The following is a 25,801-nucleotide window of genomic DNA, read 5'->3' as shown; positions in this document are numbered from 1 at the left end:
AGCGGGTAAGAAGGGGAGCGGCGATGGACCGGCTGGCCCACGGCGCACGCGCGGAAGCGGCGTTGATCCGGGCCGGGCGGGCGGCGGCGTTGGTGGTGCTGATCGTCGCCGCGCTGACGTGGGCGGGCTGGTCGGCCGGGATCGACGGGCTGACCCGGATCTACCCGAGCTGGCCGCCGATGACGCCCTGGACCGCGTTGTGGCTGGCTGCCCTGGGGGTGGCAATCCTGGCGCAATCGGGGCGGCCGTCGTCGACACGCATACGGATCGCGCGTGTTTCGGCAATCCTGGTGGGCGTCCTGGCCGTCGCGGTGTTGCTGGAGTACACGACCGTCGGGTCGCTCGGCATGGACCAGGCGCTGTTCGGCGAAGCGGTGCGCGGCCGGCAAACATCATGGCCCGGACGTCCGAGCCCCCAGACCGCCGCTCCGGTGCTGTTCCTGGCCGGCGCCGTCGCATGGATGCGGGTGGACCGCTGGACTCGCGTGGTCTGGCCGGTGTTGCTGATCAGCGCCGGGGCTGTCCCGTTGGTCACGGCCGGGGCCTATTTGTTCGACGCCTTGGCACTGGTGGGTGTGTCGGCGTCGACCGGCCAGGCGCTCTCGACGGCCCTGGCGCTGCTGTTGCTCATCGTCGCGGCGTCGCTTACCCGCCCTGATCGCCTCCCGGTTGCCTGGCTGCTCGCCCGTCCCGACTCACGGTCATTGGTGCGGTTGCTCGGCATCCTGGCCGGTTTTCCGGTTGTGGTGGCGCTGTCGAGGCCGGCCTTCCTGACGCTCGGCCTGGGGGAGCACGCGGTGTGGACCTTCTCGATCTTGTTCGGCACCGCCGTCGTCGGGGCGATCACGTTCTACTTCAGCCAGCGCGAACAGCAGCTGCTGATCTCGAAGGAGTTGGCCAGCAACGAACGCGCCGAGGCCGAGGCGCGTTACCGCATCCTCGCGGACAATGCGGTGGACGTCATCGTGCACTTTCGCGGGGGCGAGGTCGCGTGGGTTTCGCCGTCGGTGCAGGCCGCTCTGGGCGGCCCACTCCGGCGTTGGACCGGCTCGGTCTTCGCCGACCGCATCCATCCCGAGGATCGCGACGAACTCGTGGCCGCCGTGCGCAGGATCGCCGGCGGCGAACACGTGCTGCAACGATTCCGGGTATGCGCGTTCGACGGCGTCTATCACTGGGTCGACGGTCATGGAAAGCCCTACACCGACGCGGAGGGTAAAACCGATGGGCTGATCGCGGCGCTACGGGTCGTCGATGATCAGGTCGAGGCGGAACAGCGACTGGAACGGTTGGCGCGGTTCGACACCTTGACCGGGCTGGTGAATCGGGCCGAGGCCCTCAGCCGGCTCGAGTCCGCGCTGGGGCAACCGCAACCCGAGGGCACCCACGTCGGCGTCTTGTTCTGCGATGTCGACCATTTCAAAGCGATCAACGACACGTGGGGGCACGGCATGGGGGACTTCGTGCTCGCGACGCTGGCCGCGCGGATCCGGGCCAGCGTTCGCCGCGGCGACACGGTCGGGCGCACGGGTGGCGACGAGATGCTGGTGCTGTTGCCGGGCGTGCGCAGCGGCAACGAGCTCGCCCAGATCGCGGAAAAGATCCGCTGCCGTGTCGCTGAGCCAATCTACATATCCGGCAACACGATTCGCGCGACCTTGAGCATAGGTGCCACGCTTTCGGTTTCCGACGAGTCCGTCGACGCCGTCACGGCGCGGGCGGACGAGGCCATGTACCGCGCCAAGTCCGGCGAGCGGAACACCGTCGTCCCGATTTAACCGGCCGATGATCGCCACGCGGCGCGTCGCATCCGGTAGGTTTCTCGCGACAGCGTCTTGCGTTACAAGAGAGGGCGAATATGTCAAGGACAGTGGTGGTCGGTGCCTCCAGTGGATTGGGCCGTTGCATAGGTGTCGGTCTTGCGCAGCGCGGCGATCGGGTCGCGCTGCTGGCCCGGCGCCGGGAGCGCATCGAAGCCGCGGCCAGGGACGCCGGCGCCGACGCGGTCCCGATCGAGTGCGATGTGACCGACCAGGCGTCCTGCCGCTCGGCCATCGATCGTGCCGCCGAAGCTCTCGGCGGCATCGACAACATCGTCTACACACCTGCCGTCGGACCGTTGGTCCGCATGGTGGACACCGATGCCGACACGTGGCGGCGCATCTTCGACACCAATGTCATCGGCGCATCGTTGGTGACTGCGGCGGCGGTGCCGCATCTGACGGTGTCGTCCGGCAAGGCGGTGTACCTGTCTTCGGACGCGGGCACCTTTGGGCCGCCGTGGCCGGGTCTGGGCGCGTACGGCGTCAGCAAGGCCGCCCTGGAACGGCTCGTGGAGGCGTGGCGGGCCGAGCACTCCGACATCGGTTTCACCAACCTGATCGTCGGGGAGTGCGCGGGCGGTGAGGGCGACGGTCAAACCGGGATGAACGAGGGCTGGGACATGGACCTCGCGATGAAGGCGGTCCCGCTGTGGTCGTCGCGCGGCTGCATGCCCGGCAAGTTGATGCCGGTCGAGGACCTGATCGACGTCGTGCACACCATCCTGCGGACCAACGCCTCGACGTCGATGCCGCTGGTGGTGGCCCGCGGCGCGCCCGCCAGTGCGGCCGCGTTCGCCGAAGCCAACCAGTCCTAACCGCGGCCGAGCTTCTCCTTGGCCAGGTCGGTCAGGAACCGCGCCGCCGACGTCGGCCGGAACGCCAGGGCCGCCTCGGTGAGCGCGTCGCGGGATGCGGTGGGCAGCTCGATGTCGGCGGCCGCGACGTTGAACTCGAGCTGCTCGACGCTCGAGGCGCCGGGGATGGCGACCACGCCCGGATAGCTGATCAGCCAGGCCAGCGCCACCTGCGCCGGCTTGGCGTCGACGTCCGTGGCGACGTCGCGCAACAGCTGCAGCAGCGGCTCGACGCGGCGCAGGTTTTCGGTGCCGAACAGCGAGTTCACCGCGCGGACGCCGCCCGGACGGTTGTCGACGCCGTACTTGCCGCCTAGCAGTCCCTGTTCCAGCGGGCTGTAGGCGATCACGATGCGGTTCTCCCGCTCGGCGAACGGCACCAGGTTCTTCAGCGCCTTGGGGTACGCCAGCGAAAAGTGCACCTGGTTGCTGATCACCGGACGGCCCAGCGCGGCGTCGGCCTGCTGCCACCGCTGCAGCGAATAGTTCGAGACACCGGCGGCGCCGATCTTGCCGCTGTCGAGGAGGTCGCGCATGCCCGGCATGATCACCGAGTCCGGAAACACCGGGTTGGGCTGGTGAATCTGGTACAGCGGGATCCGGTCCAGTCCCAGCCGCCGGGCGCTGGCGCGGGCCCGCTGCTTGACCACCGCGGGGAAGGGCACGACCGGCATGATCTTGCTGGCCACCACGACGTCGGCGCGCCTGTCGCCCAGGGCCTCACCGAGGATCCGCTCGCTCTTGCCCAGGCCGTACACCTCGGCGGTGTCGAACAGCGTCACCCCGAGGGCAAGGGCGCGGCGCACGATGTCGCCGGCGGCGCCGGCGGCGTAGCTTTCCCCGTAACCCCACTCGCGTGAACCGAACTGCCAGGTGCCCAGGCCGATCCGGCTGACCCGGCCGACCCCGTCGACGTCGACAAATTTCATGCGCCCAGCGTAGTGGCGATCGCAAGCGCGGCGGAGCCGGGCGCGGCGGGTCGCCACTGATGAGCCCGGTGGCGATCGTAAGCGCGGCGGAGCCGGGCGCGGCGGGTCGCTCAGCCGGGGATCTTGCCGAGGATGTAGTTGGCGATGCTGACCGCGGCCGCGCGGGGCGCCGCGCTGTCCGTGGTGCCGCTGGCCGACACGTTCAGGTCGATGACGACGTTCGCCTTGGCCGCGATCGCCCGTGCGGAGCGCACCTGGATGCCCTTGGGCGTCAGGTCCAGGGTGGTGATGCCGTTGCCGGCGTCGGCGGGGGCGCTCACCGACATCGGAATCGGCTGTCCGCCTGGTGCGCTCACCGTGACGGTCGAGCCGCCGCATTTGTGCCAGCCTGACAGCAGGCTGGCCAGTTGCGCCTGGGCCGCGCCCGGATCGCGGAACGCCGCGACGCCCTGGATGACCTGCATCGACTTCATCATGCTGCGGGTGTCGGTGAATTCACCGGCGTGATATCCGGCCAGCGCCCCGGGGGTGTAGGCGTCGGGACTGCCGGCGGCGATGCTTTCCCAGCACTCCGGGCGGTCGATGCTGCCGTCGTCCGGGGAGCGGCCGGGGCTGTTCCAGGTCGGGCCGACGTCGAGGTTCGCATCGCCGGTGATGTTGCGTAGCGCGTCGAGGCTGGGCAGCAGCGTGGCGATGGTCTCCGGCGGGACCGTGGGCGGCGGCGGTCCGGCGGTCGTGCTGGCACCCGGTGACGTCCGGTGCGACGAGGTCGACCCGGCCAGCGTGGCCCAGCCGGCCAGGGCGACGACCGCCAACGTGATGAAGATGTAAGACAGCGTCACCCCCACCAGGGCACGGTCCCGGCCGAGCTCGCCGGTCCGGCGGATCTGCGCCAGGCCGACATGTCCCAGAATCGCCCCTACGGGTGCGAACAGGAACGCGAAGACCAGCGACAGCGTCGCCATGGTGTTGACCGGCGGTCGGTAGGGCGTGGGGGCGGGCGGCGGGGTGAACTGCGGCGGCTGCGCGGCGAGCGGCTGGAGGACGGGCGGCTCGATGGCGGGTGGCTCCGCGTCGGGCGGCGGAACGCGGCCAAGCGGGTCGTAACTCAGCGGGTTTTGCCAATACGGGTCCTGCGGGTTTGTCACCCCGGTGCCTCCTTAGCGGCCGAACCTGCCCGAAATGTAGCCGACAAGGGCCCTGGCCTAAACCGGGGCCGTCACAGCCGCGGCTTGGCGATGCTGACCACGTAGGGCGCCTGCGCGAAGGTCAGGTAGACGCGATGCGGCCCCACCGCCATGCCCGAGAGCCGGGCCGCCTGGGCGTCGGGAGGCAGCCCCGACCGGTAGTCGATGGCGCGGAGGACGCGAATTCGCCCGTCCGGAAAGCCGGTGAAGCTCGCCGTCTCGAGCGTCACCAGTTCGCGGTCGGTGGCGGCGTAGATCCTGGTGTCGTCGGTGCCGAGTTCGCGGATCTGCGCCGATAATCGCGTGCTGGCCAGCTCCTCCAATCCCCGTCCGCCACGGCGCGAGTCGATGGCATGCAGCGTGTCGTCGTCACGGCCGGCGACATAGCTGCGGGTCACCGCCGTGCCGTCACCCGCCGAGACCGCGACGTCGAAGTTCAGTGAGCCGCGTTGGGCCGCCGGCGACGAGGTTCCCTGAAAGTGGCGGATGCCGGACGGTCCATACAGGTGGTAGTCGAGTTCGCGGCCCCGGTTCGCGCCGTCGATGGCGTCGGCGCCGGTCCCGGTGACGGCGGTGGGTAGCTTGCGGTAGCCGTACTGATCCACCGGCGTCACCGCCGTCCCATCCGCCGACAGCGCCAGCAGCATCCGCAGTCCCGCGTCCTGCGCCAGGTAGGCCGGCGCCGGTCCGGCGTCGAAATCGTTGACCTGGCGCAAAGTGTCCAGGTCGACCGCGGCCACCCGGCCGCGGTCGGGTTGCGGCACGAACACCACCCGTTCGTCTTTCTGGCTGATCTGCAGGTTGCGCCCGGGCGCCATCGGGACGGAGAACCGCGTTGTGGCGTCGCCGCCGCGATCGCCGGCGGTGACCTCGGCCAACCGCTGATCGTCGGTCAGCGCGACCAGCGCGTGCATGCGATAGGACCACACCGGCGCGTGCAACGCGGCAGCGGCACGCCACAGTTCGACGTCGGGCGCGGACTCCAGCGACGCTCCCGGGTGCGAACAGGCCGTGGTCATCGCGGCCGTCGCAACCACGCCGGCGACACCGCGACGCAGCAGCGCCCGGATGCGCTCGCCCGCGCGGGAACCCATTGCGGTGCCCATCGACCGCATGCTCCTTTCGCCGTTCGTCCAGGACATACCCCTTGCAGGCACGGCCACACCCCGTTTGGTGGCCGGATTCGTCGGGTAGCCGTTCCAGCGAGCGCGCACAGCCCTGCGCGTCGAACCAACTAGATGGGAGGGAGACACTGTGGCACCGAACGCCATGAAGTCACCCACCGACGTGGTCGACTTCCTCGTCAGTCAGCATGAGCAGATCAAGGCGATGTTCGCCGAAACCCTCGCGGCCTCCGGAAAGGCCCGCGAAAAGGCCTTTTTCGAACTTCGGCGTTTGCTCGCCGTGCACGAAACCGCGGAGGAAGAGGTCGTTCACCCCCGCGCCAAGCGCAAGATCGCCAACGGCACCGCCGTGGTGGACGATCGCCTGCATGAAGAGCACGAGGCCAAGACCGTTTTGCAGAAGCTGGAAAAGCTGGACGTCGACAGCGAGGAATTCACCCGCGAATTGACCAAGCTGCGCGACGCGGTCATCCAGCACGCCGAGCACGAGGAACACGACGAATTCGCCAAGCTGGGTGAGGAATTGAGCGGCGAGGAGCTCGAACGGATGGGCCGCGCAGCCAAGCTCGCCGAGGCGATCGCTCCCACCCGCCCGCACGCCGGGGTGGAATCGCAGGCGGCCAATTTGGCCGCCGGACCGTTCGCCGCGATGCTCGACCGGGCCCGCGACGCCATCACGGGCAAAGGCTGACACAGCCACCCGCGGCGTGGTCCCCCCGCTCGGTGGGCGAGCGGGGGACCATGCCTTCCCGCCAACACGACCATGGCCACAACGTCGAACGCGCCCGGAGCCGCCCGCTACCTCCCAGAGCAGCGAGGTCTGGACGCGTTGCGCCGTGCGGCCGAAACCTGCCGGGGCTGTTCGCTTTTCGAGAACGCCACCCAGACCGTGTTCGGCAACGGGCATCCCGGCGCGCCGATCATGCTGGTGGGCGAGCAGCCCGGCGACCAAGAGGACCGCGCCGGAGAGCCGTTCGTCGGCCCGGCCGGGCGGCTGCTCGCCCGGGCCCTCGAAGACGCCGGCATCGATCCGGCGCTGGTCTACCAGACCAACGCGGTCAAGCACTTCAAATTCACCCGCAAGGGCGGCAAGCGGCGCATCCACCAGAAACCCGGCCGCACCGAAGTGGTCGCTTGCCGGCCCTGGCTGATCGCCGAGATCGAGGCGGTGCGGCCGAACGTCATCGTGTGCCTGGGCGCGACCGCCGCACAGTCGTTGCTGGGCACCACTTTTCGGGTGTCCACTCAGCGCGGCCGGCAACTGCGGCTGCCGGAATCGGTCGACGTGCACCTGACACCGGAGGCGACGGTGGTGGCGACCGTCCACCCCTCGTCGGTGTTGCGCGACCGCAGCGACCACCATGACGAGGTCTACAAGTCGTTCGTCGACGACCTGCGCAGCGCGGGTGCGATACTCACCAAGCCCAGGTGAGTACCGCACCCGCCGCGGTCAACTCTTCTTGTGCGGCAAGAATTCCTGTGCTTTTGTCTTCAGGCCGATCTTGACGAAGCCCGCCCGGTCCTCGTCACCGGAGAGCACGGCCGTGGTCGCCGACTTGAACTGCTCCCACGTGGCATGCGGTGGGATCGGCGGCATGTCGGGGTCGGTGTACACGTCCAGCACGGTGGGACGGTCCGCGGACAGCGCGTTGCGCCACGCGTCCGACAATTCCTCCGGATCCTTGATCGCCATGGCGTTCAGCCCCAGGCCCGCCGCGAACGCGGCGAAGTCGACGTCGGGAAGGTTTTGGGACTCAGCAAATTTCGGGGCACCGGCCATGGCGCGCATTTCCCAGGTCACCTGGTTGAGGTCGTTGTTGTGCAGGATCGCAACGATCAGGCGGGGATCTTTCCACTCCTGCCAGTACCGCTTGATCGTGATGAGCTCGGCCATGCCGTTCATCTGCATGGCGCCGTCACCGCTGAACACGATCACGGGCCGATCCGGCTGGCCGAACTTGGCGCCGATGCCGTAGGGAACGCCGGGACCCATCGTCGCCAGCGTGCCCGACAGCGACCCCCGGATGTTGCCGCGGAACTTCAGTTGGCGCGCGTACCAGTTGGCCGACGAGCCGGAATCGGCTGTGACGATGGCATTGTCGGGCAACTGGGGGGAGAGTTCGGAGAACAACCGCAGCGGGTTGACCGGATCAGCGCTGACCATCGCCTCCTTCTCCATGGTTTCCCACCAGCGCGCCACCGTCTTCTCGATGCCCTCACGCCACGAGCGGTCTTCCTTGCGGCGCAGGTGCGGGATCAGTGCCCGCAGCGCGGTCTTCGCGTCGGCGACCACGTTGACCTCGTACGGGTAGCGCATGCCGATCATCCGGCCGTCGACGTCGATCTGCACCGCGCGGGCTTGACCGAACTCCGGCAGGAACTGGGTGTACGGGAAGCTGGAGCCGACCGTGAGCAGCGTGTCGCAGTCGCGCATCATCTCGTAGCTAGGCCGGGTGCCCAGTAAGCCGATTGAGCCGGTGACCCAAGGCAATTCGTCGGACAGCACGTCCTTGCCCAGCAGGGCCTTCGCCGCTCCCGCACCGAGCAGATCGGCGACCTCGGCGAGCTCTTGGTGGGCTCCGCGCGCACCGGTGCCCACCAGCATGGCGACCTTCTTGCCGGCATTGAGGACGTCGGCCGCGCGCGCGATGGCGGCGTCGTCGGGGGCGATGTCCGGGTATTCGATGCCGAGGCTGGAGGGCACCATCTTGAACGCGTGCTCGGGCGGTGAGTACGGCAGCTCCTGAACGTCGCTGGGGATGATCAACGCCGTCGGTGCCCGCTGGGTCATCGCGATCCGGATCGCGCGATCCAGCACATTGGGCAATTGTTCGGGAACCGTGACCATTTGGACGTAGTCGCTGGCGACGTCCTTGAAGAGGTTCAGCAGGTCGACTTCCTGCTGATAGTTGCCGCCCATGGCGCTGCGGTTGGTCTGACCGACGATGGCCACCACCGGGACGTGGTCGAGTTTGGCGTCGTATAGGCCGTTCAGTAGGTGGATCGCGCCGGGGCCGGAGGTGGCCGCGCAGACCCCGATCCGGCCGGTGAACTTCGCATAGCCCACCGCCTCGAATGCGCTCATCTCCTCGTGGCGCGACTGGATGAACTTGGGCTTGTTGTCCGCGCGGCCCCACGCGGCGAGCAGCCCGTTGATGCCGTCCCCGGGATATCCGAAAACGTGTTCAACGCCCCACGCCCGCAAACGCTCCAGCAGATAGTCAGAAACCTCTTTTTTGGACATGCTTTGCCTCCTCGGCAGACGGTTCTACAGTCCTGGCGGATGGGCGTGTGTGGCTATTGTTTGAACCACCTGCGCGACACCCCGGGCTTGCGGGCCAATGCGGGGCCGCTGCCGGGAGGCGTGACTGATGCAGGCTGCCGCCGTGTGGGCGGCTTGGGCACTTCCCACAGGGGCCGGACTACCCTGAATCGCCGGTGTTATGCGCTCAAACCGGGCCGGTCAGACGACTCTCAGCCAGTTTTCAGCTGGCGATTGTGCAATGGCATCCGCACTTCGCCGGGGCCGCTGCACAACAGCGTCAAAACCCGCCGTGCACACCGTTTCCCAGGTAGGCGAATCCGGCCTCGCACACGGTCGCCGGATCGAGCGAGTTTCGGGCATCGAGCACCACGGCCAGTGGCGCATCCTGCGCGATGATGCGCCAATCGAGTCGGCGAAACTGCGGCCATTCGGTCAGGACGACGATCGCGTCGGCGGCCTTTGCCGCCCGATAAGGGTCGTCGACGGCCGTCACCCGGCTTTGCTGCAGCACGGCGGGATCGATGTTGGGCAGTTGCGGGTCGTAGCCCACCACCTGGGCGCCGGCCGCGGCGAGTGCTTTGCACGCCGCCAGCGCGGGCGAATCCCTGGTGTCGCTGGTGGCGGCCTTGAAGGTGAGGCCCAAAGCGGTGACCCGGCAACCCGATAACGGCCGGCCGATTCTGCGCAGCAAAGCGGAGACGATCCGGTCCGCCTGTCCGGCGTTGGTCCGCCGAGCCGCCTCGACCTCGGCGAAGCCGACCGCGTTGCGGTGCGCGGTGTGCACCAGCGCCGCGGTGTCCTTGGGCAGGCACGAACCGCCCCACCCGGGTCCGGGGCGTAAGAACTCCGGCCCGATGCGCCGATCGGCGCCCATACAGCAGGTGACGTCCTCGATGTCGGCGCCGACCCGCGCGCACAGTGCCGCCAGGGAATTGGTGTAGGACAGCTTGACCGCCAGGAAGGCGTTGCTGGCGTACTTGGCCAGCTCGGCGCTCTCCGGGCTCATTCGCAGGACACGCTGCGCGTCGAGCCCGTACGACTGCAGCACCAGCTGAGCCGCCGATTCGTCGTGGGTTCCGATGACGAGTCGGTCCGGGTGGCTGAAGTCGTCGACGGCTCGCCCCTCGCGCAGAAACTCGGGCGTGGAGACGACACGAATGCCTTTGCGGCACAACCGCAACGCCATCGCGGACGTGGTACCGACCGGAACCGTCGATTTCAGCGCCACGATGGCATCCCGCCTCAGTACACCGCCGAGCCGGTCGATCACCGATTCGACCGCGTCCAGATCGGCGTGCCCGTCGTCAGCGCTGGGCGTGGGAACACAGACGAAGACGACGTCTCGGTCGGCCAGCGCACCGTAGTCGGCGCTGAAGCTCAGTAAGCCGTTGGCGAGTCCGTCACCCAGCAGTTCGGACAACCCGGGCTCGTCGATGACCGAGACTCCGGCCGCGAGCCTGCCCACCCGACTCGGATCGATATCGACGGCAACGGTATTCAGCCCCTTCCCGGCCACGCAGACGGCGGTGGTCAAACCGACGTAACCGACACCCACCACACCGACGCGCGGTTCGCCACTCATGCCGTCTCTCCCAAGATCTCGCGGCTTGCGGATAGCACCCGGGCCACCGTGATGCTCAGAAGTCCCTCATCCGGCACCGCGGCGTGGGGATCGCCGCTGCGGCCCGCCCAGAGCGCGGCGTGTGGCGCCGGTCCCCGCGGGCCCCACTGGTGCGGCGAGGTGGGGCCGAAAAGCACCACCGATGCCGTGCCGGTGGCGGCGGCCAGATGCGCCACTCCGGTGTCGCCGCAGATCACCAGGCGGCTGTCGCTGATGAGCGCCGTCAACGCCGGCAGATCGAGCAGCCCGGAGACGACGGCGGTACGGGGCAACCGCGCGGCGGCGGCGACCTGGTGGGCGAGGTCGAATTCGGAGGGCGATCCGGTGATCACGATCTGGTAGCCCTCGTTGCGCAGCGCGGCGGCCACCATGGCGAACCGCTCCGGTGGCCATTGCCGCGCCGGTGCGGACGCGCCGGGATGAATGACGACGGCTCCGGTCTCGTCCCGGGGCAGCGGTGGCCGCGGCAGCAGCGAATCGGTTGAATCGCAAGGTATTCCCGCCCATTCGAGCAGTGCGCACCACCGATGTACCTCATGCAGATCCGGGCGCCAGCGCGGCCCCGCCAGATTCGGATGACAGTGATGACAATGACTGATCACCGAATGCGGCGCCCAGGCCAGCAGATGGTCGATGCTCTGTGGACCGCAGCCGTGCAGATTGACCGCCAGCGCCGGCGGCCCGGTCAGCGGTTGCACGTCACCGAGCTCCGAGGTGGGCAGCAGCTCATCGACTGCGCCGGTGAGCATGGCCAGGTCGCGATAGCGATCCGGTGCGGCGAGCACCACCCGGGCTTTCGGATAGTGCCGTCGCAGCCCGCGCAGGGCCGGCACCGCCGTCAGCAAGTCACCGAGCCCCAAGGCGCGCAGCACCACGATGCTGTCCGGCGCTGCGCCCGCCAGGGTCGCTCCGGCCGTTAGGGCCACGACGATTCCGTCGAGGCGCAGACCACCATCTCACGCACCTCGCACCCGCCCGGTTGAGAAAGCGCGAAAAGCACCGTGTTGGCGACGTCTTCGGGCTGGTTGAGCTTGGCGTCCGCCGGCGGCTTGTACTGCTCGGGCCGTCCGTCGAAGAACGGGGTGTGCATCCCGCCCGGGATGAGCAAGGTGACGCCCACCTCTCCCGCGAGTTCGGCCGCCAGCGCGCGGGTGAAGCCGACGACCCCGAACTTGGATGCGCAGTAGGCGGTGGCATCGCTGACCGCTTTGATGCCCAGCGTGGAGGCGCAGGTGACGACGCGTCCCCGAGTGGCCTTCAGGTACGGCAGCGCGGCCCGGACGACGGCGGCGGTCCCGACCAGGTTGACGGCGATGACCTGTTCCCATTCCTTGGCCGGCACCTGTTCGAGGGTTCCGCAACAGTCGATGCCGGCCGCGGTGAAGACGCCGGTGATGCGGCCGTCCACCTGCTCGGCGAGGGATTCGACGGCAGATCCGACGGCGCTGGTGTCGGCCAGATCGCAGGTGACATAGGGCACGTCAGCGGACGGCGGTTTCTTGTCGAGCACCAGCGGTACGCCGCCGTGGGCGATCACCGCGGTCACCGCGGCCGCGCCCAATCCGGAAGAGCCGCCGGAGATCAACACACCTGCAAGCGATTGTTCCTGCATACCAACACCTTTCACCTATGTGCCCGGCACGAAGTCGCCGCGGCGATCAAGCGGGAGGACGAATAGCCGGCCACCGTGGGAAGGATCACCACCTCGCCGCCGTGGCGGTAGACCACATCGGCTTCGGGCAGATCGGCGGCCACGTAGTCGCCGCCCTTGACCCAGATGTCGGGTCGCAGATCTTCCAGCATGCGCTCTGGGGTCAGGCCATCGAAGATGGCCACCGCGTCGACACAGGCCAGCGCGGCCAACACCCGCGCCCGGTCCGCATCGCGCATCACCGGGCGTCCATCGCCCTTCAGAGCGCGCACCGACGCATCGGAATTGACCAGCACGATGAGGGCGTCGCCGAGTTCCCGTGCCTGCCGGAGCAGCCGGATGTGCCCGGTGTGCAACAAGTCGAAACAGCCGCCGGTGGCCACCAGGGTGCCCCCGCGGCGGCGCAGCCGCGTCGCCAGAGCGACCGGATCGACCGTGCCGATATCCCGGAATCGCGCACCACCGGCCAGGACATCGGATCCCGTGCCGGACAGGGGCGTCGAGACCGACGCGGCGCCGCCGGTGCTGACGAACCGTGCCGCGTCGCCGACCGCTGCCCGCACCGCCGCGACCGGGTCGGCGCCCTCGGCGAGTGCCACCGCAGCGGCGACGGCGAAGCGGTCGCCGGCCCCGCAGACATCGGCCGCGCCGGCGCCGGTTCCCTGCGGGATCCCCACATGGTGCACACCCGCACGTGGGCCGTACACCCGCGCGCCCTGGGCTCCGCGAGTGATGCACACCGCGCCGGCGCCCCACTTGCGCAGCAGCACTTCTCCACCGTCACCCGCCGAAGAATCTCCGCAGAAGTATTGTGCTTCAGCATGATTCGGTGTCACCAGAGCACATCCGGGCACCGGCGGCGCCCCGCGCGGATGCGGATCCCAGACCGTCGGAATGCGGCGGGCCGACTCGGTCAACGCCGTCCGGATGGCGGGGAGCGCGGTAACACCCGCGCCGTAGTCCGCGACGCAGATGGCCCGGGCGTCGGCCAGGGCGTCGGCCACCTCGGGCGCCAATGGCCCGCTGACGGGCGCGCCGTCGCCTCGATCGACGCGAAGCATGGACTGCCCACGGGCCCGGATCCTGATCTTGCTCACCGTGGTTCCGCTCATCGGCAGGGCCAGCACCCGAACACCGGACGCGGCCAGCAGGTCGTGCAGTTGTCCGCCGGCGTCGTCGTCGGCGATGCCGGTGATCAGCACCACCCCGGTCTCGGTGCGGGCCGCGAGCAGGGCCGCCAGCCCGGCCCCGCCCGGCCGTTGTACGAGCCGTTCGGCGTCGACCACCGGCACCGGTGCCTCCGGGCTGAGCCTGGTCGCCGAGCCCAAGATGTCGATGTCGAGGATTGAATCACCGACGATGACAAGCGGTTTGGTGCTCATGACGCTTCCTCCCGCAGCAGGACGTCATCGAGGGCCAGGCATAACCCGTGAATCAGCATCAGATGGATTTCTTGCACGGTGGCCGTGCTGGCCGCGTCCACGCAGATCGCCTCGTCGCACATGCCGCCCAGCTCGTTGGGGCCGCGGCCGGTGAGCGCCCACGTCACCATGCCCACGTCGTGCGCCGCTTTGACCGCGGCTATCACGTTGCGGCTGGCGCCGCTGGTGGACAGCGCCACCAGTACGTCGCCCGCGCGGCCGTGCGCCCGTACCCCCCGCGCGAACATCTCTTCGTCGCCGTAGTCGTTGGCGATCGCCGTCAGTGCCGAAGTGTCCGCATGTAAGGCGATGGCCGACATGGGGATTCGCTCCTCACGGAAACGCCCGACGAGTTCGGCGGTAAGGTGCTGTGCCTCGGCGGCGCTGCCCCCGTTTCCGCACGCCAACAGCCGGCCGCCGTGCGGGAGTAGCACGGCCAGCTGGCGGCCCCATCCGCGCAGTCGCGTCGCCTCGGCGCCGGTGCGTCGCACCGCGTCTCGCAACGCGTCGAAGTGCGCCTCGATCATCGCTCTCCTCCTTCGTTCACCGCGGCGAGCAACTCCGCATCGGTGATGTGGTCCAGGCAGGGGTGTCCCGGCACCGGGCAGACCCGGGCGCGGGTTGCCCGGCACGGCGCGGACTGATCGCCGAGCACGGTGACGCGCCGGCCGTAGGGCCGCCACTGGGTGGCGGGCACCACGGGGGCGAACAGTGACACCACCGCGGTTCCCACCGCCGCGGCCAGATGAGCCGGGCCGGTGTTGGGCACGACGACGACGCGGGCGGCGGCGAAAACCGCTGCGAGTTCGGCGAAGCTGGTACGTCCGCCGAGATCCAGGGCGGCAGCGCCCGCGGCCGCGGCGGTCAGCTCGGCCTCGTCCGGGCTTCCGGTGACCACGACGCGATGCCCGGAGCCGACGAGCGCGGCCACCATCGACGCGCTGCGGTCCCGGGTGGGCCGACGAGCCGGCACCGCGGCGCCGGGATGGAACACCACGAACGGTCCGGGTCCGATGTCGCGGGCCAGCCGCGGTGGCAGCGGACCGACGGCCCGGATCCGCAGCGCACCGTCGTCGCCGGTGGGCAGCACGCATCCGGCCGCCCGCGCCAGCGACAACGCCCGTTCCGGTTCCGGGATCCCGTCGCGCACCTGATGCCGCAGATTCAGCAGGGCGCCGGGGTAGTCGACGCAGATGGCGCCCACCCAGGGCACCGCCGCCATGCGACACAACAGGGCCAGCGGCAGCGGGGACTGGTGAAACGACGTGAAGATGTAGACCCGGTCGGGTGCGAGATCGCGCAGCTGCTTGATCAGCGCTTCGGCGTGGCCTGCGGTCAACTCGGGGGTGTCGAAATCCACCCACGGCGCCTGCCATTCCACGATCTCGTCGACGCCGATCAGTAGTTCGGCGGCGTCGCGGCCGCGCGGGCCCACCAGCATCGTCACCCGATCGTGGCGGGCTGCCACCGCGCGCACCGCCGGACCGGTGATCAACACATCACCGGCACTGTCCAGTCGGGCCACCACCGCGGTGCTCACCGGCACTCCGAAAGTACAAGGGACACAGCATCATCCAGCGTCGCGGCCACCGATGCGTGCAAGCGGGCGTGCTCGATTTCGGCGGGCAGGGTGCGGTCGGTGGGAACCAGCACCGCCCTGGCGCCGGCCGCCAGGGCGGCCTGCACGTCACCGCCGGTGTCGCCGATCATCACGCATCGCGCAGGCGGCACGGCCAGGGCCGCGGCCGCCGCCAGCACCATGCCGGGCCGGGGCTTGCGGCAGCGGCAGCCGTCCGCCTCTTCATGCACGCACACCTGCCAGGAGTCGAACGGGCCGAGCACCTCGTCCACCCGGTCGTTGACACTCCTGAGCTGCTCGGCGCTGATCAGCCCGCGCGCCACGCCGGACTGGTTGGTGACCACGGCCAGCAGCAGGCCGCGCCGGCGCAGGCGGGCCAGCGCCCGGGCGGCGCCGCGGGTGGGCCGGACGCCCGCGGGGTCGTTGAGGTACGGCTTATCGACGATCAGGGTGTCGTCGCGGTCGAGCAGCACCGCAAGCGGCGGCTCGCGCCGGGCCCGGCGAAACGCCCATTCCCCGGCCAGCCGATGCGCCACCGCGACCGGCGGGATGAGCGAACTGCTCAGCGAAAGCCGAAGCGCCTCAACGCCACTGCGCGGCCCACTGAGCCAGCGTCGGGCGGTGAACTCGGCCGTCAATGCCAACCACAGCGCGCCCGACCGGCGAGCCGTCGGGCGACGGCGCAGCAGCGCGGCGCCGAGCGCGACGGCGCCGGCCAGCGCGGTGGCCGAGTGCGCCGGCATTCGGCCCGGCCCTTCGCCGATCAGGGTGCGCCAGGAACGGCCGTACTTACGGCGCATCAGCGCGTTGTCCCGGTTACCGATCTGCGCTCGCACGCTCGACCGCCAGGTCGACGGCGCCACGGGATGGGTCGAGCGACGCTCTCCCCGGACGATGACCCCGCCGGCCGCGGCAATCCGCACCGCCAGGTCGGAGTCCTCGCGGTAGGCGCGGGGGAATCTGTCATCGAATCCGCCGACGGCTACCAGCATGTCGCGGCGGTACGCCATGTCGGCGGTGATCCAGCGCGCCGCAGCCAGCCGGGTGGTCCGGCGTTCGTCGTCGGTGGGCCGGCGTGACCGGTCCGTCGGTACCTCGATCTCCGCCTGGGAGCCGACCGCTCCGGTGGCATCGGCTGCCTTCAGGTCGATGGACAACGCCGATTCCCAATCCGGATCCGGCACCACGTCGTCATCCAGGAAGCACACCCAGCGGGTCTTGGTCGCACGCCATCCGATGTTGCGCGCGGCCGCCGGTCCGCGTCCGCCGCTGCGCAGCACGCGCACTGGCAAGTCGCCTTCCACCCTCAGATCGCGCGGCGGTCCTGGCCTGTCGTCGACCACCACGACCTGTGGCGGCACCGGGCCCGCGCCTCGGTCCAATGCAATCATCAAGCGGTGCAAGGATTCCCGGCCGATGGTCGGGATCACCAGGGTGTACTCCGGCATCACAGGCGCCGCCTCACCAGGTAGGGCCCCACCGCCAGCACGTCGATCGGAGAACTGCCGAAGACCTCGAGCGCGTCGCGCGGGGTGTCCACCATGGGTCTTCCCGCGGTGTTAAAGCTGGTGTTGACGATCACCGGAACGCCGGTGTGCTGGGCGAACCGGCTGATCGTGGCGTGCAGTAGCGGATCATCGGCGCGGTCGACGGTCTGGATTCGTGCCGTGCCGTCGACGTGGGTGACCGCCGGGATGCGCCCGCGCCAATTCTCGCTGACGTCATGGACGAACAACATGTACGGGCTGGGCAGCGGTCCGCGGGTGAAGATCTCGGCGGCACGCTCGGCCAGCACCATGGGTGCGACCGGCCGGAACTGTTCGCGGCCCTTGACCGCGTTGAGGCGTTCCAGGTTCGCGGGGTGGCGCGGGTCGGCCAGCAGCGAGCGCCCCCCGAGCGCCCGTGGGCCGAATTCGGCTCGGCCCTGAAACCATCCGATCAACTGGTTGCGGGCCAGCGCGTCGCCGATTGCCGAAGCCAGGTCGGGCGGGCGTTCGTAGCTGACCGCCGCGTCGTCGAGTGCGGCCTTGATCTGTTCCTCGGACCAACCACGCCCCAGCTGCGCGCTGAGCATCGGCGCGATCGGTTCGTCAAACGAGGCGGCCAGGCTCAGCGCGGCCCCCAGTGCCGTACCCGCGTCACCGGAGGCCGGCTGTACCCACACCCGGTCGAAACCGCCCTCGGCGTAAATGCGGCTGTTGGCAACGCAATTCAGTGCCACCCCGCCGGCCAGGCATAGCGCGTCACCGTCGGTACGGTCCCGCAACCAGCGAACCAGCTCCAGCAACACGTCTTCGACGACCCGCTGCACGCTGCACGCCAGGTCGGCGTGCACCGGGTCCAGCCCCCCGGCATCCGCGCGGCGCCGCGGCGCCAGGCCCTCCCAGTCGATCGGTTCGGTGCGGAAACCGCCGTCCGCGCAGGCGTACACCCGTCGGCGGAGCTCATCGGCGAAGCGGGGCCGGCCGTAGGAGGCCATCGCCATCACCTTGTACTCGTCACTGGACCGTACGAAACCCAGGTGTTCGGTGAGGCTTTCGTACAGTAGCCCCAGCGAGTGCGGCAGCTGCTGCACGGCCAGCACATCCAGCTTCTGATCTCGATACGCACCGGCCAGCATGGAGGTGCGTTCCCCGCGTCCGTCGACCACCAGCACGGCGGTGTCCGGATGCGGAGAGGCCAGCGCAGTCGACGCGGCGTGCGCGACGTGGTGACGGACGTGGTGCACCGCGGCCGGGTTGAGGCCGGGCAGCGCCGATTTGAGAAAGCCGGGCGCGCGCTCGGCGTACATGGTGCGCAGGTGCTCCCAGTCCTTGTCGAGTCCGTCGGGATCGACCGGCTCGTCGTACATCAGGGCCGGCTCGTAGGAATAGCCGACGGCGTCGATGTCTTCGGCGGCAAGACCGGCGTGCTCGAGACACCAGCGGATCGCCGCGACGGGAAGTTCCCAGGTGGCGAAGGGGACCGCCTGCTTTCCGTGCTTGCGCCGGGAAAAGCGTTCTTCTTCGGCGGCCGCCACCACCTTGCCGTCGATCACCAGCGCGGCGGCGGGATCGTGAAATACCGCGTTGACACCGAGTATTCGCACAGCTGCCTCCTACCGGGCCCGTTGCTCAGCGGCCGGGACCAGCTCTTCGTCCGAATCTTCGGCCGCGGCGCCTGTGGCGCGGAACCATTCCACGGTGGTCTTCAACCCGGTGCGATAGCCGACGTCAGGTTGCCAGTTCAGGCGTTCGCGGGCGAGCGTGATGTCCGGGCACCGGCGCTGCGGGTCGTCGGTGGCCGGCGGGGTGAACTGGATCGTCGACGTGCTGCCGGCCAGATCCCGGATCAGCTCGGCGGCCGCCAGGACGGTGAGTTCGGTCGGATTGCCGATGTTGACGGGCCCGCTGAAATCGCTGTCCGCCAATGCCAGTAACCCGGCAATGGTGTCGTCGACATAGCACAGCGATCGGGTCTGCAGTCCGGTGCCCGACACGGTCAACGGGGCACCGCGCAACGCCTGCAAGCAGAACGTCGGAACCATCCGCCCGTCGCCGGCGCGCATGCCCGGCCCATAGGTGTTGAAGATGCGTGCCACGCCGACATCGGCACGGCCGACGCGGCGATAGGCGAACGACAACGCTTCGGCGTACCGCTTGGCTTCGTCGTATACGCTGCGTGGCCCCACCGGATTCACGTGGCCCCAATAACTTTCGTCTTGGGGGTGTAACTCGGGATCGCCGTATACCTCGCTGGTGGAGGTCAACACGAACCGGGCGCCGCCGCGCTCGGCGATGTCCAGCGCGGTCGCGGTACCCGCAGAACCGGTGCGCAATGTCTCGATCGGCCGGCGCTGGTAATCGACCGGCGATGCCGCTGACGCCAAATGGAATACCACGTCGAACGACCAGCCGACTTTGTCGATCAACCCAGGATCGCAGACGTCGTGCTGCACGAACCGGTAGCCGGGATGGTGCGCCAGTCGGTCGTGCGGGCCACTGCTGGACAGGTCGTCCACGCTGACCACCTCCACGCCGGCGTCCAGCAGCCGATCGCACAGGTGCGCACCCAGGAATCCGGCACCGCCGGTGACCAGAGCACGGGACAGCGAACGCATCGGGCATTCGTACCCGTGGATTTGAGGGTGAAACTCCGTTTCGCTCTTCGGCCTTGGGGTAGCCGCCCCGGTCATGGCGACCATGCCCCGTACCTCCTTCGTCATTGCCACCCGGGACCGCTCTGAGGAGCTGTGCGCCACGCTAGGCCGACTGCTCGAGACGTTCGACTGCCCTATCGTGGTGATAGACAACGCATCCGATGACGACTCGGTGGCCGCGGTCAATCGTGTCGCGAACCGTTCGCCTGGGCGGGTGACTGTCATTGGGCTGCGCCGCAATGCGGGGGCCGTGGCGCGCAACGTTGGCGTGGCGCGGTGCAACACGCCGTATGTCGCCTTCTGTGACGATGATTCGTGGTGGGCGCCGGCAGCGATTTCGCTGGCGGAAAAGACCTTCGATGAGTTCCCCACCGTCGCACTACTGGCTGCGCGGACGGTGATACTGCCGCAAAACCGTGACGACCCTTTCGTCGCCGAACTCGCGGAGAGTCCACTCGGGCGTGACCCGAAGCTGCCCGGCCCATCGATTCTCGGGTTCCAGGCGTGCGCTGCGCTGGTGAGAAAGTCGGCGTTCGAGGGCGTCGGCGGGTTCAGCCCGATACTGCACTTTCGGGGCGAAGAGACCTTGCTGGCCTGTGATCTCGCGGCCGGCGGTTGGGATTTGTGTTTCTGCCCCGGGCTGGTGGCATACCACCAACCGTCGTTGATTCGGTCGCCGAGCCAGGCCCAGCACGCGCGGGTGCTGCGCAACGCGCTGCTGACGGCGTGCCTGCGCAGACCCGTCGACCGCTGCGCCGGGGCGGCCGCCGCCTTGGCAGCGGCGGCCGTCCATGACGCGGCCCATGCCAAGGCGTTGCTCGAAGCGGTGGCGGCGCTGCCGGCTGTCCTGCGGGAGCGGCGACGATTGCCAGATGCTGTGGAGCGGTCACTGCGGACGCTGGAAAGGGATTGAGCCACAAGATCACCCGGAGCATGTGCTAGGGGTGCTCACCTCGCGCAGCGCGGGCGACACCTTCTCGTAGATGCGTTCGGTGTCGGCCGCCACCCGGTCCCAGGTGTAGCGCACCCGGGCACGCTCGCGCCCCGCCTCACCCATCGTCCGTCCCCGGCGCCGATCACAGATCACGGTGGCGATGGCATAGGCCAGCGCATCCGGGTCTTTGGGCGGCACCAGACGGCCCGTGACACCGTCGACGACGGTGTCACGGATCCCGCCCACGGCGGTGGCCACCACCGGCACCCCACACGCCATGGCTTCCAAGGGCACGATGCCGAACGGCTCATACCAGGGCGTGCATGCCACCACGTCGGCCGACCGCAGCAGCGCCGGCATCTCGGCGCGGGTGACCCCGCCGCGCAGGCAGACCCGGTCGCCCACCCCAAGCTCAATCGCCAATGCTTTGAGCCGCTGTGCTTGCTCATCCTTGTCCAGATCGCGGGCAGGCGGTCCGCCAACGATCACCAACTCGGCACCCGGTATCCGCGGCAAGGCTCGGATCAGCGTGTCAAAACCCTTGCGTGCCACTAAACGTCCCACCGAGACGATGCGTGGCCGGCGACCGCGTACCGCCACCGGACCGCATGGCGCGAACGCGTCGGTGTCCACCCCGCAGGGCACCACGGAGGTGCGGGACCGGGACCGACCCATGCGAACCAGCTCGAACACCTCGTCGGTGCTGGTGGCCGCGACCCAGTCGGCCGCACGCGCAATCTCGGCCTCTACCTGGATACGGCAACCCGGGCTGGTGTCATCGGTTCCCTGATGCAGTTTCTTGGTGAGGCCCAGTGCGTGGAAAGTCTGCACGGTCGGTATCGCGTGTGCCCGCGCGGCGCGCTGGGTGGCTACGCCCGACATCCAGAAGTGTGCATGGGCGACATCCGGCGCCCCCGATAGCCATCGGTCATCGAGAAAATGGGCGAAGCCGTACATGTATTGCAGCAATTGATCTTTCGGTCGCACCCGGGCCGGGCCGGCCGGAACGTGCACCACGGCATAGCCATCCGTCGTCTCGACGCAGTCGGGAAGCTGCGGGTCATCGCGACGGGTGTAGACCACCACGTCGTGGCCACGCCGCGCCAACGCGGAGGACAACTCGGCGACGTGGACGTTTTGTCCGCCGGCGTCCACGCCGCCCAGGTGTGCCAGCGGGCTGGCGTGTTCGGAGATCATCGCGATCCTCATGCGGGCTCCTTCCTCAACATCTGCACTGCTCCTCGATCGCCTGGTCCCATTCGGCGAGGAAGCGCTCGAGCCCGAAGCGGGCGGTGGCGAATTCGCGTGCCGCCTTACCGGCGGCCACCGCGGTCGCCTGATCGTCGAGGAAGTCCCGCAGCCCTTCACCCAGAACTGTCAGGTCCGGGCTGACGATCCCTGCCTCGGAAGGGATTGCGAACGGCGCCATTGTGGTGCCGACGGCTACCACCGGCATCCCCAGCATCATCGCCTCGATCAGGGATAGGCCGAGTGAGGTCCAGCGGGCGGTATGCAGGTAGACACGGCGGCGCGCGATCTGCGCCCACAGCCGCGGCGCGGCGACGTCGCCGCGGCCGGCGACCGCGCCGCGGTTGACGTGCATCGCCTCGGTGCCGATGCCCCACACGTCGATCTGGGCATACTTCGACAACGGTTCCAGCAGGTCGGCGCCGACGACGCGGCCGCGCCGCGTCGGCTCGTTGATCATGGTGGCCGCCCGCGGCACGTCGCCGGTGTACAACTGGCCCGGATCGGCCACGCCGTGGTCGATGACCCGAGTCGGAGCGCGCCCGTTGTCCCACATCAACCGGTTGAATGCGGTGACGTGCACCAGAGCGATGTCGTCTTGATCGGCGAGCACATGCCTGGTCTGCGCTGCACTTTCGCGAGGTGCGTTGTGCTCGACATAGATTGCCGGTAGGTCGACGCCCGCCCTGCGGCCCGCCCAGCGGGCGACGAGTTCTGCGTCCCGCGGGCGTTGCAGCACAACCAGGTCGATGTCTTCGTGCGCCAAGTTCTCGAGCGTGATTTCGCGGGCGTTGGGCCAGGACCGTCCGGCCAACCCGATACCGTCCGTACCGCGATCGGACGCCACCGGAATCAGATACCGGTGCCGCCCCGCGACGAACGCCTGCGCCCACGATCCGTGGACGTGCCACACCAGGATGCGCTTTGCTCGGTCGGGCTCCGACATGGCGAGCCAAATACCCTATAGGTTCTTCGTCAAACAGCTTTCGACCCAATGATTCACTCGCGCTGGATCGCTCTTCGGCGCCGGCGCCGCCCGCTTAGATGTTGTCGCACAACGGAATTAGTCGAGAAGTGACCGTTATCGCGGGCGCAGTCGCGAACGCGGAGCTTGTCCACTATGCGAATGTCTATGGACATCTGACGAACTCCGGGCCGCTGAGAACCGGTTTGCCCGCACGCAATGTCGTGCGCGGCGGGGCCCAGGCAATTAGCTCAGGCGCTCTTGGCCAGCGAGGAACACGACGCGCTGTGGCCCTTGGCGACTCGCCGGATCAGCATGCGGGTCGCCTTGTCCAGGATCTCCTGGGCCACGTCGGGTTTACGGGCGCGTTCGGCGCGGCGCGCCGCCGCGGCGATGGTCAATCCCTGCTCGTAGCCGGTGACGACGCGGGGATCCACGTAGGAACCGCGCGCCACCGCCGGGGTGTTGCCCAGTTCTTGGGCCACCTCTTTCATCACGGCGGATTCGACGCGCTTGGCGACCCGCTGCGAGACCGCCGGGTCGGCGTCGGCGAACGCCGCGGCCGCCAGCACCGTCCCATGCCACGTCCGCAGGTCCTTGACGGTGTACTCGCCGCCGACCAGCTCCTTGAATCGGTCGTTGAGGTCAGCGGCATGTACATCGATCCACCCGGATGCGGTGCGGCACACCAGCAAACGGTCAGTCCGGTCCGGGCGGCGCATCAGCGCACGCACCGCCCGGACCACTTCGGGATCCTCGATTTCCACGGTGCGCCGAACTCCGCTCTTGGCCGGAAAATCGAACTCGACCGCGTTGCGCCGGACCGCCACATGCTCACACAGCAGGGTGGACAGCCCGTAGGACTCGTTTTCTTCCGCATACTGCTCGCCGCCGGCGCGAAAGTAGCCGCGATCGAGCAGCCGCAGCGCCAGCGCCAACACCCGCTTGCGGGTCAAGCCCTCGCGGGTCAGGTCTTTGGCGATCTCGGCACGCCACGCCGGCAACCGGGTGGACAGTTCCAGCACGCGGTCGAACTTCTCCTCGGCGCGTTCCTGTTGCCAGGCGCTGTGGTACAGATACTGCCGGCGGCCGGCGGCGTCGACACCCACCGCCTGGATGTGGCCGTTGCTGTACGGCGAAATCCACACGTTCTTCCAGGCCGGCGGAATGACCAAATCCTTGATGCGCTGCAGGGTTTCCGGGTCGGAGATCGCCTTGCCGTCCGGCCCGTAATACGCGAAACCCTTACCGCGACGCCTGCGCGCGATACCCGGCTTGCTCAGCACGCTTCGCCGCAGCCGCATTATTGGCCCTCCAGTATCTGGTTGCTGACTGCACAATTACCCGCCGGAGAAGTTGTTCACACGGTGGAAAAGAACCGCCGGCGTGGAACGACCCGCCACAACGTTGTGGCGGGTCGTCTCGGGCCGGGATCAGCCGGCCATGAACTCCTGGTAGGCCGACTCCAGGTACGGCGGCAGGGCGGAAACATTGCACTGCCGTTCGGTGTCGCCGATCGGTGCCAGGATGCCGCGCAGGTCGTAGTACTCCTGCGGGTGGCCGGTGAAGTAGCCGCGCAGGCTTGACTCAGCCTGCGGCCGCGGCTGCCCGTATGCGGCGGTCACCACCTGGTTGGCGCCCGGGTGCGCGGCCAGATACTGCTGGGCGGAGCCCTCCACGGACGAGACCGTGTTGTTCACACCGGCCGGGCTGCAGTCAGGTGCTGCGACCGCAGAGGGCGCAGCGACGATGCCCATGGCCATCCCCCCGAGCAGACAGCCGGCACTGATCCCGGCCACTTTCCGGCGCGCGACAATACTGCTGAATTTCATGATGTTTGTCGTCCTTCGAAACGAAATGATTTGCTCTCGACAGAGGCTCCCGATCCTCGAAATCCAAAGTAGCGGAAGCCAACAGTGGCAATGTTCGCTGAGGAAGAACGCCGGGGGCCGGTAGGGCCGCTGGAGGGTCTTTTGCTAAGCGAACCATCAAAGGAGCGCACAGTTTCTAAGAAAACGCACCGGATCCTAAGGGATCGCGTTCGCGATCGTGACGGAATTGTTACCTCAAGCTGGGTCCGCGGCGAGGATAGGAGCCATCGGCGGCGTGGTGGCCGTCGGTATTCGGCGGAGCCAGGGTCTGCAGCCACGTGTCGACGTCGGGGCCGACCACCACCGCACGCCCGGACGCCAACAGGGCTCCGGCGCCCAGCGCGGCGACCGCGGGTTCGACGGTGCGCACCTGTCGGCTATCGCCTTGCTGGGCAAGCAGTTTCGATGTCAGGTCGGGCAACCGGATGGCATCCGGGCCGGCGATGGTGCGCGGCGCGTGCGTCTGTCCCAGCGCCGACTCGACCAACACGTCGGCGACGGTGTCGGCGGCGATGGGCTGAATCAACCAGTCCTCGACGATCACCTCGTTGGGCTTGCAGGTCACCGCGGCGTGGTTGGTTGCGGATTCGTACCACTGCGTCGACTTGACGATCGTGGTCGGTACCGGACCGTCGAGCAGGATTTCCTTGGCCTCCCGCTTGGCCTCGTAATAGGGGAGGCCGTCGAATGCCGGGTCCTCGATGCCGGCGATCGTCGACACCACCAGGCGCTGCACCTCCTGCCTGGCGCACGCCTGCACGACGTTGCGCGACGCGGCGGCCAGGGTCTGGCTGATGTTCGATCGGCCATCGGGTGGTCGCGGATTGGATACGTCGATGGCGACGTCGACGCCCTCGAGTGCTTGCGAAAGCTCTGGCCCGTTGAACAGATCGACGCCGTGCGCACGCGAGATCTCGACTACCGCGACGTCGCGTGACTTCAGCCTGGCGACGACGCGGGATCCGGCTGTCCCGGTCGCCCCGATGACGGCGATGGTGTTCACTGCCTTCCCCTTTCCATGCCGGGGCCGGGCCTTCATCTACCCGGTAAAGCCGCGTTCAAACGGGATTGATGCCTGGCCGATACGTGAGCCGGGACAAAAACTGCGGTTCACGTGATCGCACGCACGCCAACCGCCCGCTGTCCAGGGGTGATGCGGTGCGCGGCGTTTGACGGGCCGTGCGGTGGGAAC

The 25,801-nt window shown here is 68.7% G+C and carries 23 protein-coding genes; 5 read left to right on the top strand and 18 right to left on the bottom strand.

Going from position 1 to position 25,801, the window contains the following annotated elements:
* Positions 1-23 precede the first annotated feature (23 nt).
* Positions 24-1,778 (top strand): diguanylate cyclase domain-containing protein, encoded by a 1,755-nt coding sequence (locus ACIUM1_RS08230; RefSeq protein WP_406816706.1) that lies wholly within the window; start codon positions 24-26, stop codon positions 1,776-1,778.
* 92 nt (positions 1,779-1,870) lie between these two features.
* The gene (locus ACIUM1_RS08225) at positions 1,871-2,638 is read left to right on the top strand and encodes an SDR family oxidoreductase (RefSeq protein ID WP_406817591.1); all 768 of its coding nucleotides are present in this window, start codon (positions 1,871-1,873) and stop codon (positions 2,636-2,638) included.
* Here the strand turns inward: ACIUM1_RS08225 and ACIUM1_RS08220 are convergent.
* The 3 genes from ACIUM1_RS08220 to ACIUM1_RS08210 form a co-directional block, all read right to left on the bottom strand.
* A complete protein-coding gene (locus tag ACIUM1_RS08220) occupies positions 2,635-3,606 on the bottom strand; it encodes an aldo/keto reductase (protein ID WP_406816705.1) in 972 nt (323 codons plus the stop codon). The two genes, ACIUM1_RS08225 and ACIUM1_RS08220, sit on opposite strands and share 4 nt — an antisense overlap.
* A 110-nt stretch (positions 3,607-3,716) precedes the next feature.
* A complete protein-coding gene (locus ACIUM1_RS08215; protein ID WP_406816704.1) occupies positions 3,717-4,754 on the bottom strand; it encodes a sensor domain-containing protein in 1,038 nt (345 codons plus the stop codon).
* 71 nt (positions 4,755-4,825) lie between these two features.
* A complete protein-coding gene (locus ACIUM1_RS08210; protein ID WP_406816703.1) occupies positions 4,826-5,899 on the bottom strand; it encodes a hypothetical protein in 1,074 nt (357 codons plus the stop codon).
* Between the two features lie 148 nt (positions 5,900-6,047).
* On the opposite strand from ACIUM1_RS08210, the gene ACIUM1_RS08205 reads away from it, so the two are divergent.
* On the top strand, positions 6,048-6,608 hold the full coding sequence (locus tag ACIUM1_RS08205) for a hemerythrin domain-containing protein (RefSeq protein WP_406816702.1): 561 nt from the start codon (positions 6,048-6,050) through the stop codon (positions 6,606-6,608).
* Positions 6,609-6,680: 72 nt separating this feature from the next.
* Positions 6,681-7,349 carry a UdgX family uracil-DNA binding protein gene (locus ACIUM1_RS08200; protein WP_406816701.1) on the top strand — a complete coding sequence of 223 codons (669 nt, stop codon included), beginning with the start codon at positions 6,681-6,683 and terminating at the stop codon, positions 7,347-7,349.
* A gap of 18 nt (positions 7,350-7,367) precedes the next feature.
* On the opposite strand, the gene ACIUM1_RS08195 is transcribed toward ACIUM1_RS08200, so the two are convergent.
* From ACIUM1_RS08195 to ACIUM1_RS08150, 10 genes are all read right to left on the bottom strand, one after another.
* Complete coding sequence (locus tag ACIUM1_RS08195) at positions 7,368-9,161, bottom strand: thiamine pyrophosphate-requiring protein (protein WP_406816700.1); 1,794 nt, start codon at positions 9,159-9,161, stop codon at positions 7,368-7,370.
* A 298-nt stretch (positions 9,162-9,459) separates the two neighbouring features.
* Positions 9,460-10,764: a UDP-glucose dehydrogenase family protein gene (locus tag ACIUM1_RS08190; RefSeq protein ID WP_406816699.1), complete on the bottom strand. Its 1,305-nt coding sequence runs from the start codon at positions 10,762-10,764 to the stop codon at positions 9,460-9,462.
* On the bottom strand, positions 10,761-11,729 hold the full coding sequence (locus tag ACIUM1_RS08185; protein WP_406816698.1) for a glycosyltransferase family 9 protein: 969 nt from the start codon (positions 11,727-11,729) through the stop codon (positions 10,761-10,763). The genes ACIUM1_RS08190 and ACIUM1_RS08185 overlap by 4 nt, the downstream gene beginning before the upstream one ends.
* A complete protein-coding gene (locus ACIUM1_RS08180; RefSeq protein ID WP_406816697.1) occupies positions 11,720-12,415 on the bottom strand; it encodes an SDR family oxidoreductase in 696 nt (231 codons plus the stop codon). The genes ACIUM1_RS08185 and ACIUM1_RS08180 overlap by 10 nt, the downstream gene beginning before the upstream one ends.
* Positions 12,416-12,426: 11 nt before the next feature.
* Positions 12,427-13,836 carry a PfkB family carbohydrate kinase gene (locus tag ACIUM1_RS08175; RefSeq protein WP_406816696.1) on the bottom strand — a complete coding sequence of 470 codons (1,410 nt, stop codon included), beginning with the start codon at positions 13,834-13,836 and terminating at the stop codon, positions 12,427-12,429.
* Positions 13,833-14,402, bottom strand: a complete 570-nt coding sequence (locus ACIUM1_RS08170; protein WP_406816695.1) for an SIS domain-containing protein — start codon at positions 14,400-14,402, stop codon at positions 13,833-13,835. Before ACIUM1_RS08170 ends, ACIUM1_RS08175 begins: the two co-directional genes overlap by 4 nt.
* Entirely contained in the window at positions 14,399-15,415 is a 1,017-nt protein-coding gene (locus ACIUM1_RS08165; RefSeq protein ID WP_406816694.1) for a glycosyltransferase family 9 protein, read from the bottom strand. The genes ACIUM1_RS08170 and ACIUM1_RS08165 overlap by 4 nt, the downstream gene beginning before the upstream one ends.
* The gene (locus tag ACIUM1_RS08160) at positions 15,412-16,902 is read right to left on the bottom strand and encodes an HAD-IIIA family hydrolase (RefSeq protein WP_406816693.1); all 1,491 of its coding nucleotides are present in this window, start codon (positions 16,900-16,902) and stop codon (positions 15,412-15,414) included. The genes ACIUM1_RS08165 and ACIUM1_RS08160 overlap by 4 nt, the downstream gene beginning before the upstream one ends.
* The gene (locus tag ACIUM1_RS08155) at positions 16,902-18,542 is read right to left on the bottom strand and encodes a carbamoyltransferase (RefSeq protein ID WP_406816692.1); all 1,641 of its coding nucleotides are present in this window, start codon (positions 18,540-18,542) and stop codon (positions 16,902-16,904) included. The genes ACIUM1_RS08160 and ACIUM1_RS08155 overlap by 1 nt, the downstream gene beginning before the upstream one ends.
* Before the next feature lie 9 nt (positions 18,543-18,551).
* Positions 18,552-19,637: an NAD-dependent epimerase/dehydratase family protein gene (locus ACIUM1_RS08150; protein ID WP_406816691.1), complete on the bottom strand. Its 1,086-nt coding sequence runs from the start codon at positions 19,635-19,637 to the stop codon at positions 18,552-18,554.
* On the opposite strand from ACIUM1_RS08150, the gene ACIUM1_RS08145 reads away from it, so the two are divergent.
* Entirely contained in the window at positions 19,627-20,505 is an 879-nt protein-coding gene (locus ACIUM1_RS08145; protein WP_406816690.1) for a glycosyltransferase family 2 protein, read from the top strand. The genes ACIUM1_RS08150 and ACIUM1_RS08145 overlap by 11 nt on opposite strands.
* A 9-nt stretch (positions 20,506-20,514) precedes the next feature.
* On the opposite strand, the gene ACIUM1_RS08140 is transcribed toward ACIUM1_RS08145, so the two are convergent.
* From ACIUM1_RS08140 to ACIUM1_RS08120, 5 genes are all read right to left on the bottom strand, one after another.
* Positions 20,515-21,735: a glycosyltransferase gene (locus tag ACIUM1_RS08140; protein ID WP_406816689.1), complete on the bottom strand. Its 1,221-nt coding sequence runs from the start codon at positions 21,733-21,735 to the stop codon at positions 20,515-20,517.
* 13 nt (positions 21,736-21,748) lie between these two features.
* Positions 21,749-22,720 carry a glycosyltransferase gene (locus ACIUM1_RS08135; protein WP_406816688.1) on the bottom strand — a complete coding sequence of 324 codons (972 nt, stop codon included), beginning with the start codon at positions 22,718-22,720 and terminating at the stop codon, positions 21,749-21,751.
* Between the two features lie 269 nt (positions 22,721-22,989).
* Positions 22,990-24,042 carry a DNA topoisomerase IB gene (locus ACIUM1_RS08130; protein WP_406816687.1) on the bottom strand — a complete coding sequence of 351 codons (1,053 nt, stop codon included), beginning with the start codon at positions 24,040-24,042 and terminating at the stop codon, positions 22,990-22,992.
* Positions 24,043-24,171: 129 nt separating this feature from the next.
* Positions 24,172-24,570, bottom strand: coding sequence for a heme-binding protein (locus tag ACIUM1_RS08125; RefSeq protein WP_406816686.1), 399 nt, complete (start codon positions 24,568-24,570; stop codon positions 24,172-24,174).
* Positions 24,571-24,799: 229 nt separating this feature from the next.
* On the bottom strand, positions 24,800-25,648 hold the full coding sequence (locus ACIUM1_RS08120) for an SDR family oxidoreductase (protein ID WP_406816685.1): 849 nt from the start codon (positions 25,646-25,648) through the stop codon (positions 24,800-24,802).
* Between the last annotated feature and the right edge of the window lie 153 nt (positions 25,649-25,801).

The sequence above is a fragment of the Mycobacterium sp. M23085 genome (assembly GCF_045343915.1).
In the GTDB taxonomy this organism is placed as follows: domain Bacteria; phylum Actinomycetota; class Actinomycetes; order Mycobacteriales; family Mycobacteriaceae; genus Mycobacterium.
This window is presented reverse-complemented; position numbering and strand designations above follow the sequence as displayed.